The organism is Streptomyces sp. HUAS MG91 (genome assembly GCF_040529335.1).
Classification (GTDB): Bacteria; Actinomycetota; Actinomycetes; order Streptomycetales; family Streptomycetaceae; genus Streptomyces; species Streptomyces tabacisoli.
In genome coordinates this window covers 284,910-299,914 of the sequence record NZ_CP159534.1, presented here as the reverse complement: position 1 = coordinate 299,914, position 15,005 = coordinate 284,910, and the positions used below count along the sequence as shown (strand labels likewise).

The window sequence follows — 15,005 nt, the reverse complement described above, 5'->3', positions numbered from 1 at the left end:
CGCGTCGCGACGGGCGGCGCCCCACGGGAGTGAGCCATGCCGCAACCGGCCGCGTTCCACGATCTCGGCGCTCTGCGATTCGACGGCGGGGCCGCGCTCGCGCCCGACTCCGTGGACCGGGTGCGAGCGGCCGTGCGGGACAGCGGCGTCCGCGACCTGTACATCGTGGTCCACGGCGCCCACAACGACGAGGAGGTCGGCGCCGCCGTCGACGGCGCCTACCGCCGCCTGCTGGCCGAGGCCTGGCAGGACGCGCCCGGGCGGGCCGGAATGCTCTCCGTGCACTGGCCGTCGCTCTGCTTCCGCGACGAGGACCTGCCCGGCGTGGAACAGCGGCCGGACGGCGCGGAGGCCGACCGGGAGACGCTGGACGACCTCGTGCGTCATTTGCCCGGCCACGAGGAGGAGTTGACGCGGATCGTCGCCCTGCTGCGGGACCGGTCCGACCACGAGACCGCCTTCGACGACTTCGGTACGCAACTGCGCCGCCTGGCGGAGGTCCCGTTGCAGGACCCGGTGGCCCCGTTCGCCTCCGACGCCGAGGGCGAGATCATTCCGCAGTCCGACCCCCTCATGCTCTTCGAGGACACCAGGACCATGTGCGTCGAGTTCGCGGGCGCGCTCGACGACCTGCGCCGGGCCGGGGACACCGGATCCGCGCGCCCGGCCCGGCACGAGGACGGCCGCAAAGGGCCCGACGTGTCCGAGGAGGGCACCCTCGCCGAGATCCGGGTCGCCGGACCGCGCCCCGCGCGACCGCTGAGCGAACGGGTGGCACGCGCCGGTACGGTCGCCTCCGGCGGCCCGCTGGGCGAGCAGGCCCGCACCGCCGACCAGGCCGCACTGTGGGACGGCGCCCACGAGCTCTTCCGCCAGGTCGTACGCCACATGCTGCGCCGCCGCGCCGGTTTCATCGGGGAACTGGGCCTCGGTCCCGCCCTGCCCGGTCTCGCCGAGGACTCCGAGGTGCGGCTGCACCTCGTCGGGCACGGGCTCGGCGCCCGGCTGGCCGGCTTCGCGCTGCGCGGCCTGGAGAGCGGTGGCGCCGAGCCGGTGATGCTGTCCTCCCTCACGCTCCTCCAGGGCGAGATGTCACACTTCGCGTTCGCCGACAGCCTGCCGCAGCAGGTCTCGGGCCACGGCGCGCTGTGGAGTCTGCAACGCCTCGTCCAGGGGCCGCTGTTCTGCACGTTCTCCCATCTCGACTTCCACCTCGGCGTGCTGTACCCGCTGTCCGCCCAGATGATCGGCGACTCCGCCGACCTGACGTCGATCGCCCGCAAATGGGGTGCCCTCGGCTTCGACGGCGTGCAGGGCGTCGAGGGGCCCGCCCCCGTGTGCCTGGGGGAAACGGGCAAGGAGGACCTGCGGCGCCTGCCCTACCTGAACGTCGACGCCTCCGAGGTCGTCCACACCACCGACCGCCCCTTCAGCGGCCACCACGACGTCATGCACCCCGAGATCGGACAGCTGCTGCGGCAGGCCGCCGACGTGCCCGGCGGCGCCGACTGAGCGACGCTGGACAGATGACGGAGAGTCCGCGGGGCCGGAGATGACGATGCGACCTCCGCAGGTCCTGGAGCGGATCGCGTTCCTCCTGGAGCGCGATCGCGCCCCCACCTACCGTGTCCGCGCCTTCCGCACCGCCGCCAGGGTGGTCGCCGAACAGGGCCCGGACGAGACGGCGCGCCGTGCCGCGGCGGGCACCCTGCAAGCGCTCAAGGGCATCGGCCCCACCACGGCCGAGGTGATCCGCGCTGCGGTCGCCGGCGAGGTGCCGGAGTACCTGTCCCGCCTGGAGGAGGCGGCGCGGACCCCGCTCGTGCCGGACGGCGCGGGCGCCCGGCTCCGGGCGCTGCTGCGCGGGGACTGCCATCTGCACTCCGACTGGTCCGACGGCGGCAGCCCGATCGAGACGATGGGCCGCGCGGCGCGCGACCTCGGCCACGAGTGGGCCGTGCTCACCGACCACTCGCCACGGCTGACCGTGGCCCACGGACTGTCCCCGCGGCGGCTGCGGGAACAACTCGACGTGATCGCCGAACTCAACGCCAGGTGGGCGCCGTTCCGGCTGCTGACCGGCATCGAGTGCGACATCCTCGACGACGGCTCCCTCGACCAGGAGCCCGCACTCCTGGACCGGCTCGACGTGGTAGTGGTGTCCGTCCACTCCAAGCTCCGGATGGACGCCGCCGCGATGACCCGCCGCCTGATCGCCGCCGTCCGCGATCCGCGCGCCGACGTCCTCGGACACTGCACCGGCCGGCTCGTCACCGGACGCGGCCGGCCCGAGTCGGTCTTCGACGCCGACGCGGTGTTCGCGGCCTGCGCGGAGTCCGGCACCGCGGTCGAGATCAACAGCCGCCCCGAGCGGCTCGACCCGCCGCGCCGGCTGCTGCGGCGCGCCGTCGCGGCCGGCACCCTGTTCGCCGTGGACACCGACGCGCACGCGCCGGGACAGCTCGACTGGCAGGTGCTCGGCTGCGCCCGAGCACAGGAGTGCGGCGTACCCGCCGACCGCGTGGTGACGACCTGGTCCGCGGACCGCCTCCTGGACTGGACCCGCGGCGGCGGACAGCGTGGGTGAGACGGGCCGGCGACGCCGAACCCGAGTGGCCCGAGTGAGCCGGGCGACCCGGGGAAGCCGACTCGACACGGCAGCCGAGCCACGGCACAGACAGGAGCACCGCACATGACGACCTTCGTCATCACGATCCCCGGCACCTTCGTGCGGACCGCGGACGCCCAGGTGAAAGCCCAGGTCGAGCGGCATCTGCGGGAGGCGGACCCGCACCGCACCGAGCTGGGCCGAGAGGAGGACCTGGACCTGCTCACCGTCAACGACGACGACACGTTCAGCATGCGCCTCGAAGTGACCGCCGACGCGAGCGCACAGGCCCGCACCCGGGCCGGGGAACTGGCCGCGCAGGCGCTGCGCGCGGCAGGGTTCGACGACGGCGACGCGCCGCTGGGACCGGCGATCGTGACCGGTATCGACAACCCGGCGTGACCGTGCGCGGATCCGTCCCGGGACCACCCCGGGCGGATCCCGCCCCGGCGTCGCGCGCCCGGCCTCGACTCCTCGCCCTCCGCCGGGGCGTGTCGGGGCTAGGCAGTGAGTTCGGCGAGCGCGGTCAGGAGCCGCTCGACGTCCTCCTCGTCGGTGTAGGGCGCCGGCCCCACGCGGACACCGCCCTGGTCGCCCAGTCCGAGCCGCTGGGCCGCCGCCACGGCGTAGAACGACCCGGCGGGCGCGGCCACACCGTGTTCGGCGAGGTGGCGCGAGACGTCGGCGGGCTCCCGGCCGGCCACGGTGAACAGCAGCGTCGGCGTGCGGTCCGCGGCCCTCGAATGCACCGTGACGCCGGGCAGCGCCGCGAGCCCGTCCTCGAGCCGGGTGCGCAGCGTGTGCTCATGGGCCTCCAGAGCCGCGAACGAGGCGACGATCCGCTCCCTGCGGCTGCCCCGCGCTTGCGGGTCGAGGCCCGCGAGCAGATCCACGGCCGCCCGCGCGCCCGCCAGCAACTCGTAGGGAAGCGTGCCCAGTTCGAACCGCTCGGGCACCGCGTCGCTGGACGGCAGCAGCTTGTCGGGACGCAGTGACTCCAGCAGCTCCGCCCGCCCGGTGAGGACGCCCAGGTGCGGGCCGAGGAACTTGTACGGCGAGCAGACCAGCGTGTCCGCGCCGAGCGCCGCGACATCGACCACGCCATGAGCGGCGTAGTGCACCGCGTCCACGTGCAGCAGCGCGCCCACGCCGTGCACGAGGGCGGCGACGGCCGGCAGATCGGGGCGGGTGCCGGTCAGGTTCGACGCCGCGGTCACCGCGACCAGCCGGGTGCGCGGCGACAGCACCGCCTCGATGTGCTCGGGCCGCAGCTCGCCCGAGTCCGGGTCGAAGTCCGCCCACCGCACCGTGGCGCCCACCGCCTCGGCCGCCTGCACCCAGGGCCGGATGTTGGAGTCGTGGTCGAGCCGCGTCACCACCACCTCGTCACCCGGCTGCCAGGTCTTGGCCAGCATCCGGGACAGGTCGTAGGCGAGCTGGGTGGCGCTGCGCCCGAACACGACCGTCTCGGGAGCGGTGCCCAGCAGGTCCCCCAGCGCCGCCCGTGCCTCCACCACGATCCGGTCCGCGTTGCGCTCCGCCTCCGTGGCCTTGCCCCGGTTCGCCAGCGGGGCGGTCAGCGCCGCCGCGATCGCTTCCACGACCGGCTGCGGGGTCTGCGTCCCGCCCGGCGCGTCGAACCGCGCCGGACCGGACTTCAGGGCGGGGACGCGCGCACGCAGCGCGGCTACATCGAAAGGCATGATCGACTCCAGGGAACGCGGGCGGACGGGGGCGCGGGGCGGCGGTCAGCCGACGCGGTCCTTGGCGCGCGGCGGCATGTACGTCGTCCGGCTGGCTCGTACCCCGAGGCGCACCTGCGACTCCAGCCACATCACCGCGGCGCCCGTCGGATCGACGACCGGCACGTACGCACCGTCCTTCGCCAGCCGCTCCTGGAGGGCGGCGGCCACCCCGAGCATGCCGGTGCAGCCGAGGACGACGACATCGGCCTCCCGGGCGGCGACCGCCGCCCGGGCCTGCTCGGCCAGGCCGTCGAGCAGCCGCTCGCCCGGATCCAGGTCGAGCACCGGGATGTCGACGACGCGGATCGGCCCGACGCGCTCGGTCAGGCCGTAGCGGCGCACGAGGCCGTGCAGCATCGGCAGCACGTTCGGCAGCACCGTGATCACCCCGGTGCGCTCACCGAGGGCGAGGGACGTGAGCACGGCCGGCTCGAACCCGCCGACCACCGGGATGTCGACGATCTCCCGTGCCGCGTGCACACCGGGGTCGCCGAAGCAGCTGACGAAGACGGCGTCGGCACCGTCCCGCTCCGCCTCGCGGACGGCGTCGAGGATGCCGGGGGCGGCCAGCGCCTCGTCGTACTCGGACTCGATGGACGCGGTGCCGCGCGCGATGCGGCGGACGTCGATCTCCGTGCCGGGCGCCGCCCAGGCGGCGACCTCCCGGCGGACCTCCTCGGTGAACGCGTCGGTGATGACGGGCAGCACGACCGTGAGCTTCACAGCACCTCCAGGGCGGCAAGGACGTGGCCCACACCCTCGGCCGCCCCGCCCGGCCGCCACAACAGGCACCCTGCACAGCCCCGCCCGCCGGTCAGGGCGACCCGCACAGCCCCCGCACGACGTGCGGCGCCTGGCCGGATCCGTATCTGTGCACACCGCACTTCCACACCCCGCTGGCCGTGCCATGTGCACGGTGACCCGCCCGGCGCGGCGGCCTAACCTCACCCCACCGCACACCGAGCCGGCCGTTCGCTCCCCGTCCCCGCCCGCCCTTCTGGAGTCCCCATGGCGTCCACCTCAGGACACGACGACCACGCGCTGGGCCGAGTCCCCCCGACGGCCCGCTTCCACTGGTTCTCGGTCGCCACCCAGCGTTTCGGCCAGCTCTCCACCCTGGCCAGCTTCCTCATCGGAGCCACCCTCGGCTTCGGCATGACGTTCTGGAACGCCGTCCTCGCCATCACGCTCGGCGCGGTCGTCCTGGAGGTCATGACGGTCTTCACCGGGATCGCGGGCCAGCGCGAGGGCCTGTCCACGTCGCTGCTCGCCCGCTGGACCGGCTTCGGCGCGAACGGCGCCGCGCTGATCGGCCTGGCCATCAGCATCAGCGCCGTCGGCTGGTTCGGCATCCAGAACGCCGTCTCCGCCGACGGCCTGGTCGACCTCGTCGGCATCCTGCCCGCCTGGGGCTGGGCCCTGGTGGTCGGCCTGCTCATCACCGCGGTCGTCGTCCGCGGCGTCGGCTCGATGGCCTGGGCCGCGTACATCACCGTCCCCGCCTTTCTCGTCCTGGCCGGCTGGTCGATCACCGTCGAGCTGTCCAAGCACGACCTGGGCGCCCTGACCTCGGCCCAGCCCGCGGGCCCGCCCCTCTCGCTCCTCCAGGGCACCACGCTCGTCGCGGGCGGCTTCATCGTCGGCGCGGTCATCACCCCCGACATGAGCCGCTTCAACCGCACCGGCAAGGACGTCGTCAAGCAGACCGTCCTCGGCATCACCGTCGGCGAGTACGTCATCGGGCTCATCGGCGTGCTCCTCGCCCTGGCGCTGCGCACCAACGACGTCATCGCCATCGTCACGTCCACCTCCGGGTTCCTGGGCACCCTCGTCATCGTGGCCGCCACGATCAAGGTGAACGACTGGAACCTGTACGCCGCCTCGCTCGGCATCGTCACCTTCGCCGACCGCACCTTCGGCCGCCGCCTCAACCGGGCCGCCGTCACGGTCGTCGTCGGTGTCGTCGGCTCGGTCCTGGGCGCCATGGGCGTCCTCGACAGCTTCAGCGGCTTCCTGAACCTGCTGGGCGTGCTCTTCCCGCCGATCGCCGGGATCATGGTCGCCGAGTACTTCGTGACCCGGACCTGGCGCCCCGCCCTCGACGCCACCCGCCCGTCCGGCACGCTCCCCGCCGACGCACCCGCCTGGGTGCCGGCCGGTCTCGTCGTGTGGGCCGTCGCCGCCGTCGTGGGGAAGTACGTCGACCGGGGGCTGCCCTCCATCAACTCCGTCGTCGTCGCCCTCGTGCTCTACCTCGCGGCGGCCCGCCTCGGCCTGGTGCGCGGGGTGGGCACCGTCCCCACCGACCAGGACGCCCCGGCCGTCCTCCGGCCCGCCGGACAGCCCTCCGTCTGACCCCGGGCGCCCCGGCGCCCGGCACCGCAAGAGAAAGGACCCCGCCATGCTCCGACTGGGCATCGACGTGGGCGGCACCAACACGGACGCCGTCCTGATCGACGGCGACCGGGTGCTGGGCGCCGTGAAGGCGTCCACCACCGCCGACGTCACCGGCGGCATCGTCACCGCACTGCGCGACCTGCGCGCGGCCACCGGCTTCGACCCGGCCGCCGTGCACGCCGTGATGATCGGCACCACCCACTTCATCAACGCGCTCGTCGAGGGCGAACGGCTCGCCCCGACCGCCGCCATCCGCTTCGGGCTGCCCGCCACCCGCGCGCTGCCCCCGCTGGTCGCTTGGCCCGAGCGCCTTGTCGCCGCCATCGGCGGTCACAGCTACCTGTGCCACGGCGGCCACGAGTACGACGGCAGCCCCATCGCCGACTTCGACGAGGCCGAGTTCCGCGAGGTCCTCGACCGGGCCGTCGCCGCGGGCGCCGGCTCCTTCGCGCTGTCCTCGGTGTTCTCCCCGGTCAACGCCGAGTTCGAGACGCGCGCCGCCGAGATCATCGCCGAGCAGCTGCCCGGCGCTCCGGTCAGCCTCTCCCACGAGATCGGCCGGATGGGCCTGCTCGGCCGGGAGAACGCCACCGTCGTCAACGCCGCCCTGCGCGGCCTCGCCGACCAGGTCGCCACCGGACTGACCCGCACCGTCGCGGACGCGGGCATCAGCGCCCCGGTGTTCCTCAGCCAGAACGACGGCACCCTCATGGACGTCGACTACGCCCGCCGCTATCCGGTGGCCACCTTCGCCTCGGGGCCCACCAACTCGATGCGCGGCGCCGCGTTCCTGTCCAGGCTGCCGTCCTGCGCCGTCGTCGACATCGGCGGCACCACCAGCGACGTCGGCATCCTCCAGAACGGCTTCCCCCGCGAAGCCTCCACCGATGTGCAGGTCGCGGGCGTGCAGACCAACTTCCGGATGCCCGACGTGCTCTCCGTCGGCATCGGCGGCGGCAGCCACGTCGTGCACGGCGCGTCGGGCATCGCCGTCGGCCCGGCCAGCGTCGGCTACCGGCTCGGCCAGGAGGCCCTCGTCTTCGGCGGCACCCGGCTGACCGCCACCGACATCGCCGTCGCCGGGAAGCGCGCCGAGGTCGGCGACCCCGCACTCGTCGCCCACCTCGACAAGGCCGTGGTCGACGCGGCGCTGCGCGAGATCGACGACCGGCTCGCCGAGGTCGTCGACCGGATGCGGGCCTCCGCCGAACCCGTCCCCGTCGTCGCCGTCGGCGGCGGCAGCATCCTCGTACCCGACAACCTCGAAGGCGCCTCCAGCGTGGTGCGCCCCGACCACTTCGCCGTCGCCAACGCCATCGGCGCGGCGATCGCCCAGGTCGGCGGCGAGGTCGACCGGGTCTACTCGGTCGTCCCGCAGGCCCGCGACACGGTCCTCGACGAGGCCCGCCAGGAAGCCGTCGAGCGCGCCGTCGCCGCCGGCGCCCGCCCCGGCTCCGTCGAGATCGTCGACATCGAGGAAGTACCCCTGGCCTACCTCCCGGGCAACGCGACCCGGATCCGCGTCAAGGCCGTCGGAGAGCTGAGCCTGGGAGGCCACGATGCGTGAGATCACCGCCGACAACCTGCCCGACCTGGCGCGCGGCGCCGCCGTCCTCGGCACCGGCGGAGGCGGCGACCCGTTCGTCGGCCGCCTCCTGGCCGAGCAGGCGCTCAAGCGGCACGGGCCCGTCACCCTCCTCGGCGTCGACGAGATCGACGACGACGCCGTGGTGATCCCCACCGCGTTCATGGGCGCCCCCACCGTCATGCTGGAGAAGCTGCCCTCCGGCGACGAGATCCTCGGCGCGCTGCGCGCCCTGGAGGACCTGCTCGGCAAGCGGGCCACCCACACCGTCTCCATCGAGGCGGGCGGACTGAACTCGATGTCCCCGTTCGTCGCCGCCGCCGAGGCCGGGGTGCCGCTCATCGACGCCGACGGCATGGGCCGCGCCTTCCCCGAACTCCAGATGCTGCTGCCCACCCTCGGCGGGATATCGGCCTCCCCGATGGCCCTGGCCGACGAGCGCGGCAACTCCGTCGCACTGCGCACCGACGGCAACGCCTGGGCCGAGCGCCTGGCCCGCGCCGCCACCGTCGAGATGGGGTGCAGCGCCGCCGTCAGCCTCTACGCGCTGACCGGCCGCCAGGCCAAGGACCACCTCGTCCCCGGCACCCTCACCCTGTGCGAGCGCGTCGGCCGCGCCATCCGCGAGGCCCGCGAGGGCCACGACGACCCGGTCGCCGCCGCGGCCACCACCCTCGGCGGGCGCCTGGTCTTCACCGGCAAGGTCGCCGACGTGCGGCGCACCACCACCGGCGGCTTCGCCCGCGGTACCGCCCGCCTCGCCGGACTCGCCCAGGACAGCGGATCCACCCTCGAACTGTCCTTCCAGAACGAGAACCTGGTCGCCACCCACGACGGAAACGTCGTGGTCAGCGTGCCCGACCTGATCTGCGTCCTCGACACCGACTCCGGCGAACCGGTCACCACCGAGACGCTCCGCTACGGCCTGCGGGTCAGTGTCCTCGGCGTGCCCTGCGACCCGCGCTGGCGCACCCCCGAGGGCCTGGCCCTCGCCGGACCGGGCTACTTCGGCTACGACCACACCTACGAGCCGCTGCCCGCCGCCGAAGTGTGATGATCGAAGCGTGACCACCCCACCGACCGCCCCCGCCCCGCGGCACACGCTCACGGCCGCGCGGCTGCCCGCACTGGCCGTGGGCGCCCAGCTGCTCGGGTCGGGCGGCGGCGGAGAGGTCGCCACCGGCGCCCTGCTCCTGCGCCGCGAACTCGACCGGACGCCCGTCACCCTGACGCCCGCCGCCGACCTGCCGCCGGACACCGTCGTGGTCCACGTCGGCCAGGGCGGCGCGCCCGACGTCCTCGCCGAGCGCCTCGCCGACCCCGACGACTTCGTCCGCGCCGTCCGCACCGTCACCGACGTGACCGGCCGTCCCGCCGGAGCGATCGGCGTCATCGAGGTGGGCGGCCTGAACACACTCATCGCGGGCGTCGCCGCGGCCCGCCTCGGCCTGCCGCTCGTCGACGGCGACCTCATGGGCCGCGCCTTCCCGCGCATCGACCAGACCGTCACCGCCCTGCACGGCCTGCCCACCCACCCCCTCGCCCTCGTCGGCCCCGGCGGCGACACCGTCGTCGTCCAGGACTGCGCGCCCCGCCGCGTCGAACCCCTCCTGCGCGCCAACGTCCTCGCCCTCGGCGGAGCCGCCGCCGTCGCCCTGCACCCGCTGCCCGCCGCGACCCTCGCCCGGATCGGCGTACGGGGATCAGTGAGCGCCTGCCTCCGCCTCGGCGAGCGCTTCCTCGCCGCCGCCGGCGACCACCGCACCACCCCCGACGACCTCGCCGCCGCCCTCGACGCCGAACTGCTCGCGGTGGGCCGCACCGAGGAGATCGTCCCGCGCCAGGACCTGACCCCCGGCTGGGCCACCCTCACCGACCGGCGCACCGGCGCCGTCGTCCGCGTCGACCTCCTCGACGAATACCTGGCCGTCACCGTCGACGGCGTCACCCGCGCCGCCTGCCCCCGGATCGTCACCGCCGTCGACCCCAGCGGCCGCCGCCCGCTGCGCGCCGATCAGATCCGCACCGGCCAGCACCTGGTCCTGCTCGCCCTGCCCGCCCTGTACGACTGGCCCGCCGAGGCCGCCGCCCTGGTCGGCCCCGCCGCCTTCGGCCTCGACCTGGCACCCGCCCCGCACCGCACGCCGCCGCCCGGCTGGGGCCGCCGCACCGAGGGGAACCGGGTATGAGCGCCGCCCCCACCGTCGCGGACCTGCTCGCCGACCCGCTGCTGCGCACCGCCCGCACGCTGGCCGGACACGCCGGACTCGACCGGCCCGTCACCGACGTCATCGCCTACCAGGGCGCCCTCGACGCGATCGCCGGGCACCTCGTGATCTGCGACGCCCGCGACGCCGCCCCCGCCTACCGGCTCGACGCCCTGGTGCGCCGCGCCCAGGAGGCCGGGGCGGCCGCGCTCTGCGTCACCGTGGACGACACCGACCGGCCGCCCCTGTCGGCGGTCCGGCTCGCCGACCGGCTGCGCATCCCGGTGCTGTGGGTGCCGACCGACGACCCGTTCCGCCTCGCCCTCGACCTGACCCTGCGGGTGCGCGCGCCCGAGGTGGCCAGGGCCCGCACCGTGGAGACCCTGGTGCGCCGCCTCGCCCACCACACCGAGGGCCCGGACCTGATCGTCGCGGCCCGCTCCGTCCTCACCGCCGACATCAGCCTCGTCACCCCCGACGGCGCGGCCATCCTCGGCGACCCGGTGCCGCCGGACACCCTCCGCCCCGACCTCGCCGTCCCGCAGCGCACCGCCCGGCTGCTCGCCCACCCCGTGCACGCCGCCCCGCCCGCCGGGCACCGGCCGGGCGGCGCCGCCCCGGTCCCCGCCTGGCTGCTGTGCCCCGTGGACGGCGTGGACGACAGCCGCGCCGAGACGATCGCCCTCGGCCTCGCGCTGCTCGAACCCTTCATCCGGTCCTGGCTCGCGGGCGCCCGCACCCGCGCCGACCACGACCGGGCCGCCCGCCGACGGCTCCTCACCGACGTCGTCACCGGCCGGTCGAGCGTCAGCCGGGAGACCGTCGAGCGGGCCGTCGCCCTCGGCTGGCGTCTGGAGGACTGGCACCTGGGACTGTTCGTCCGCGCCGGGCACACCCCCGCGGGCGACGGCCCCGACACCTTCGTCACGGCGCTGGTCGCGGCACTCGCCCGGCACGGCCTGACCGTCCAGGCCGTGGCCGAGGACGACGCCTCCTGGGACCTGTGGGCGAGCAGCACCCGCAGGCCCGCCACCGACGATCCGCGCCGGCTGCTGCGCGACGTGCGCCGGGCCCTCGCCGAACTGCCCGTGCGGCGGCGCCTCGTCGCCGGTATCGGTCGGCCGCACCAGGGCCCCGGCGGCCTCGCGGACACCCTGACCGAGGCCCGCAACGCGGCGCGTCTCGCCGCCGCCCGGGAGTTCCGCCCCGCCGTGGAGCACACCGACGAACTCGGCGTCGGCCAGCTGCTGGCCGCCTGGCAGCAGTCCGACATCACCCGCGCCTTCGCCGAGACGGCTCTCGCCCCGCTGCGCGATCCCGAGCACGCCCACCTGCTGACGACGCTGCGGGTGTTCCTGGAGAGCGGCGGTTCGGCCGCCGCGACGGCCCGCGCCCTCGGCCTGCACCGCAACACCGTCGCCGCCCGGCTGCACCAGGTCCGTGACCGCCTCGGCATCGACCTGGACGACCCGAGCTACCGGCTGGCCCTGCAGATGGCCTGCCGCGCCCTGACCGGCACCTGACCGGCCCCGGCCGGCCGGGCTGCGTACGCTGGCAGACATGCGGATCAGACCTACGCTGAACTGGGAGCCCACCGGCGATCTGCCCGCGGCCACGACCGACCTGTCGGCCGTCGTCGACGCCGTGCGGGCGGGCGGCGTCGTGGTGCTGAGCGGTGCGGGCCTCTCCACCGAGTCGGGCATCCCGGACTACCGCGGCGAGCACGGCTCGCTGCGCCGGCACACCCCGATGACGTACCAGGACTTCGTCGGCGGCGAGGAGGCCCGGCAGCGGTACTGGGCCCGCAGCCAGCTCGGCTGGCGCGCCATGACCCGGGCCGACCCGAACGCCGGGCACCGGGCGGTCACCGCGCTGACCCGCGCCGGTCTGGTCACCGGTGTCATCACGCAGAACGTCGACGGACTCCAGCAGGCCGCCGGCGCGCGGCACGTCATCGAGCTGCACGGGAGCCTGAACCGGGTGGTGTGCCTGCGCTGCGGCCGGACCAGCACCCGCGCCGATCTCGACCGGCGACTGCGTGCCGCCAACCCCGGCTTCGAGGCGGTCGCCGAGCGGCACCGGGCCGCGCGGGTCAACCCGGACGGCGACGTGGAACTGCCCGAGGACGCGGTGCGCGAGTTCCGGCTGGTGCCGTGCGCGGACTGCGGCACCGGAGTCCTCAAGCCCGACGTCGTCTTCTTCGGCGAGAACGTCCCGCCCGAGCGGGTGGCCCTGTGCCGGGAGACGGTGGACGGCGCCACCACGCTGCTGGTGCTCGGCTCGTCCCTGACGGTCATGTCCGGGCTGCGGTTCGTCCGGCGCGCGGCCGACGCGGGGATCCCGGTCCTGATCGTCAACCAGGGCCCTACCCGGGGCGACCGCTGGGCCGCGGGCCGGGTCGAACTACCGCTCGGCGAGGCGCTGTCCACCGTGGTCGCCGAGGTCGCCGCCCCCGGCCCCGGCGGTCAGGAGCCCGTGTCCGGCTGAGCGGGACCGGTCAGGCGCCGGGCAGGAAGAGACAGAACAGGTGACCGTGCGGGTCGCGCATGACCCGTACGTCCGGCTGCGGCTGATGGTCCTCGAGCGTCGCCCCCAGGGCACGGGCCCGCTCGGTCTCCGCGGCCAGGTCGTCGACCTGGATGTCGATGTGGGCCTGCATCTGCTGGGTGCCGGGGCGCGGGGGCCAGGTCGGCGGAGTGTGGTCGGGCTCCCACTGGAAGCTGAGGCCGGGGCGTTCGCGCTCCGGAGCGCGCAGCCGGACCCATCGAGGTTGCCGGTCGACCTCCTCCCAGTCCAGCAGGGCCCGGTAGAAGTCCGCCAGCGCGGGCGGGTCGGGTGTACCGAGGACAAAGGCACCGAGCGTCGTCGTCATGCCCTCATGCTGTCAATGCCGGACGTGCGCGGCGGGCTGCCCGGGCCGTTCGGTGTGTTCCGGGCCCTCGTCGGGCCCGGGGAGCTCGGAGTCCTGGAGCTCGGCCAGCAGGGCGCTCTGGCCGGTGAGGAGTTCGGTGAGGATACGGCGGGCCGCGCGCAGGAGTTCGGCGACGTCACCACCGGCGAGCGCGTAGTTGACGGTCGCGCCCTCGCGGGTGGAGACGACGATGCCGGAACGGCGCAGGACAGCGAGTTGCTGCGAGAGGTTCGAGGGTTCGATGTCGATGTCGATCAGCAGGTCGCGTACCGATATCGGTCCGTTCTGAAGCAGCTCCAGAACACGTATCCGGACCGGGTGCCCGAGCATGCGGAAGAACTCTGCTTTGACCTGGTAGAGGGGCGCCTGCACGGGGATCGCTCACTTCCCTGGCTCGGAATGCGGATGCGGGTGTGGAGACGGGGAGCGGCGGCCACGCCCGCCGCCCCGCCCGCTGTGCCGTCCCATCCTTCCCGGCCGGGGGCCGTCGGATCCGAGAGTTCGACGGATGCAGAGATGGAGACTTGAAGAAATCTTCAAGTGGTGAGCAAAGAAAAAGAGCCGGGGCTCAGACTTCCAGCTGCTCCTCGACGCGCTTGAGGTGGTGCCGCGCCATGGCGAGGTTCGAGCGGCCCTTGTCGATGACGAGATAGATGAACAGCCCGTTCCCCGTACGGCCGGAGACGGGGCGGATCAGGTGGTACTGGGTGCCGAGGGTGATGAGTATGTCCTCGATCTCGGCCTTCAGGCCGAGCGTCTCCATGGTGCGCATCTTGGCGCGGATCACATCGGTGTTTCCGGCCGCCGCGACGTTCAGGTCGAGTTCCTTGCCGCCGCCCAGGGTGCCCAGCGCCATGCCGCTCGTGTAGTCGACGACGGCGGCTCCCAGCGCACCCTCGACTTCCGTCAGCAGGGTCTTGAGGGACACTTCCACATTGGTCACGGGTTCTCCTCCAAGGGATGCGAGGGTCGGTTCTCCAGCCCTCGCCGGAACCCTAGACAGTTGACGGCAACCCGGTATGGCATATGCCCAAAACGATTGCCGGAGACTGTTCCCGTGCGCTCTCGTGTGCCCTTCGGTCCGAATCTGATCAGTCGAAAGGATCAATGAGTGATCGTCAAAGGGTGATCTCGATACCGATGTTGGGCTTCTTGCGCACCCGGAGGATCTTGAGGAATCCGTTGCCGATCCGCGAGCTGACGTACTTCTTCCCGAGGAGTTTCTGCGCGTCGGCGGTGCCCGCCTCGTCGAGCAGGCGCGCGGTGCCGGACAGGACGGCGGCGTCGGGGGCGGTACGTCCGCGCACGGTGCAGACGGCCACGGTCACGGCGTCGTTGTTGCGTATCCGCTTGACCTTCCACGAGTCGGCGGGTGTCACGACGAGCACCGCGCCGTCGGCCCGGGGTACCTGCCACACGGGCGTCGCGACCGGTGTGCCGTCCTTCCGGAACGTCGTCAGGCTGATGTAGGTGGCGCGGCGGATCGCGTCGATGTCGGACATGCGGGGGAGTCTAGCGACGCCGGTGTCGCACGTCCGCAGGCCGGGACGCC

At 74.1% G+C, this 15,005-nt stretch carries 15 protein-coding genes; 9 read left to right on the top strand and 6 right to left on the bottom strand.

The window, feature by feature from the left end:
• Positions 1-36: 36 nt before the first annotated feature.
• The 3 genes from ABII15_RS01525 (at position 37) to ABII15_RS01515 (ending at position 3,010) form a co-directional block, all read left to right on the top strand.
• Positions 37-1,512, top strand: a complete 1,476-nt coding sequence (locus ABII15_RS01525) for a hypothetical protein (RefSeq protein WP_353940399.1) — start codon at positions 37-39, stop codon at positions 1,510-1,512.
• Between the two features lie 46 nt (positions 1,513-1,558).
• A complete protein-coding gene (locus tag ABII15_RS01520) occupies positions 1,559-2,587 on the top strand; it encodes a PHP domain-containing protein (protein ID WP_353940398.1) in 1,029 nt (342 codons plus the stop codon).
• Positions 2,588-2,692: 105 nt separating this feature from the next.
• On the top strand, positions 2,693-3,010 hold the full coding sequence (locus tag ABII15_RS01515; RefSeq protein WP_353940397.1) for a hypothetical protein: 318 nt from the start codon (positions 2,693-2,695) through the stop codon (positions 3,008-3,010).
• 98 nt (positions 3,011-3,108) lie between these two features.
• Here ABII15_RS01515 and ABII15_RS01510 read toward each other — a convergent pair whose 3' ends face one another.
• Positions 3,109-4,311, bottom strand: coding sequence for a cysteine desulfurase-like protein (locus ABII15_RS01510; protein WP_353940396.1), 1,203 nt, complete (start codon positions 4,309-4,311; stop codon positions 3,109-3,111).
• Positions 4,312-4,356: 45 nt separating this feature from the next.
• Entirely contained in the window at positions 4,357-5,076 is a 720-nt protein-coding gene (locus ABII15_RS01505; protein ID WP_353940395.1) for an aspartate/glutamate racemase family protein, read from the bottom strand.
• Positions 5,077-5,361: 285 nt separating this feature from the next.
• Here ABII15_RS01505 and ABII15_RS01500 point away from each other — a divergent pair, with 285 nt between their 5' ends.
• Genes ABII15_RS01500 through ABII15_RS01475 form a run of 6 tightly spaced genes read left to right on the top strand, consistent with a single transcriptional unit; the run spans position 5,362 to position 13,029 of the window.
• Positions 5,362-6,708 (top strand): cytosine permease, encoded by a 1,347-nt coding sequence (locus tag ABII15_RS01500; protein WP_353940394.1) that lies wholly within the window; start codon positions 5,362-5,364, stop codon positions 6,706-6,708.
• A 46-nt stretch (positions 6,709-6,754) separates the two neighbouring features.
• On the top strand, positions 6,755-8,317 hold the full coding sequence (locus ABII15_RS01495) for a hydantoinase/oxoprolinase family protein (RefSeq protein WP_353940393.1): 1,563 nt from the start codon (positions 6,755-6,757) through the stop codon (positions 8,315-8,317).
• Positions 8,310-9,389 (top strand): DUF917 domain-containing protein, encoded by a 1,080-nt coding sequence (locus ABII15_RS01490; RefSeq protein WP_353940392.1) that lies wholly within the window; start codon positions 8,310-8,312, stop codon positions 9,387-9,389. Before ABII15_RS01495 ends, ABII15_RS01490 begins: the two co-directional genes overlap by 8 nt.
• Positions 9,390-9,399: 10 nt before the next feature.
• Positions 9,400-10,524, top strand: a complete 1,125-nt coding sequence (locus ABII15_RS01485; RefSeq protein ID WP_353940391.1) for a DUF917 domain-containing protein — start codon at positions 9,400-9,402, stop codon at positions 10,522-10,524.
• The gene (locus ABII15_RS01480; RefSeq protein WP_353940390.1) at positions 10,521-12,065 is read left to right on the top strand and encodes a helix-turn-helix domain-containing protein; all 1,545 of its coding nucleotides are present in this window, start codon (positions 10,521-10,523) and stop codon (positions 12,063-12,065) included. The genes ABII15_RS01485 and ABII15_RS01480 overlap by 4 nt, the downstream gene beginning before the upstream one ends.
• A 37-nt stretch (positions 12,066-12,102) precedes the next feature.
• The gene (locus tag ABII15_RS01475) at positions 12,103-13,029 is read left to right on the top strand and encodes an NAD-dependent protein deacetylase (RefSeq protein WP_353940389.1); all 927 of its coding nucleotides are present in this window, start codon (positions 12,103-12,105) and stop codon (positions 13,027-13,029) included.
• Between the two features lie 10 nt (positions 13,030-13,039).
• On the opposite strand, the gene ABII15_RS01470 is transcribed toward ABII15_RS01475, so the two are convergent.
• The 4 genes from ABII15_RS01470 to ABII15_RS01455 form a co-directional block, all read right to left on the bottom strand.
• Positions 13,040-13,414, bottom strand: coding sequence for a VOC family protein (locus ABII15_RS01470; protein ID WP_353940388.1), 375 nt, complete (start codon positions 13,412-13,414; stop codon positions 13,040-13,042).
• A gap of 12 nt (positions 13,415-13,426) precedes the next feature.
• Positions 13,427-13,825, bottom strand: a complete 399-nt coding sequence (locus ABII15_RS01465; protein ID WP_353940387.1) for a metalloregulator ArsR/SmtB family transcription factor — start codon at positions 13,823-13,825, stop codon at positions 13,427-13,429.
• A gap of 196 nt (positions 13,826-14,021) precedes the next feature.
• Positions 14,022-14,396, bottom strand: a complete 375-nt coding sequence (locus ABII15_RS01460; RefSeq protein WP_353940386.1) for a hypothetical protein — start codon at positions 14,394-14,396, stop codon at positions 14,022-14,024.
• Positions 14,397-14,571: 175 nt separating this feature from the next.
• Positions 14,572-14,955 carry a PPOX class F420-dependent oxidoreductase gene (locus tag ABII15_RS01455; protein ID WP_353940385.1) on the bottom strand — a complete coding sequence of 128 codons (384 nt, stop codon included), beginning with the start codon at positions 14,953-14,955 and terminating at the stop codon, positions 14,572-14,574.
• Positions 14,956-15,005: the final 50 nt, after the last annotated feature.

What these genes read in the sequence shown, in the direction of transcription:
- ABII15_RS01490 (WP_353940392.1), top strand. Translation starts at nt 8,310, where the DNA reads ATGCGTGAGATCACCGCCGACAACCTGCCCGACCTGGCGCGCGGCGCC.
- ABII15_RS01500 (WP_353940394.1), top strand. Translation starts at nt 5,362, where the DNA reads ATGGCGTCCACCTCAGGACACGACGACCACGCGCTGGGCCGAGTCCCC.
- ABII15_RS01525 (WP_353940399.1), top strand. Translation starts at nt 37, where the DNA reads ATGCCGCAACCGGCCGCGTTCCACGATCTCGGCGCTCTGCGATTCGAC.
- ABII15_RS01495 (WP_353940393.1), top strand. Translation starts at nt 6,755, where the DNA reads ATGCTCCGACTGGGCATCGACGTGGGCGGCACCAACACGGACGCCGTC.
- ABII15_RS01510 (WP_353940396.1), bottom strand. Translation starts at nt 4,311, where the DNA reads ATGCCTTTCGATGTAGCCGCGCTGCGTGCGCGCGTCCCCGCCCTGAAG.
- ABII15_RS01515 (WP_353940397.1), top strand. Translation starts at nt 2,693, where the DNA reads ATGACGACCTTCGTCATCACGATCCCCGGCACCTTCGTGCGGACCGCG.
- ABII15_RS01475 (WP_353940389.1), top strand. Translation starts at nt 12,103, where the DNA reads ATGCGGATCAGACCTACGCTGAACTGGGAGCCCACCGGCGATCTGCCC.
- ABII15_RS01520 (WP_353940398.1), top strand. Translation starts at nt 1,559, where the DNA reads ATGCGACCTCCGCAGGTCCTGGAGCGGATCGCGTTCCTCCTGGAGCGC.
- ABII15_RS01480 (WP_353940390.1), top strand. Translation starts at nt 10,521, where the DNA reads ATGAGCGCCGCCCCCACCGTCGCGGACCTGCTCGCCGACCCGCTGCTG.
- ABII15_RS01455 (WP_353940385.1), bottom strand. Translation starts at nt 14,955, where the DNA reads ATGTCCGACATCGACGCGATCCGCCGCGCCACCTACATCAGCCTGACG.
- ABII15_RS01470 (WP_353940388.1), bottom strand. Translation starts at nt 13,414, where the DNA reads ATGACGACGACGCTCGGTGCCTTTGTCCTCGGTACACCCGACCCGCCC.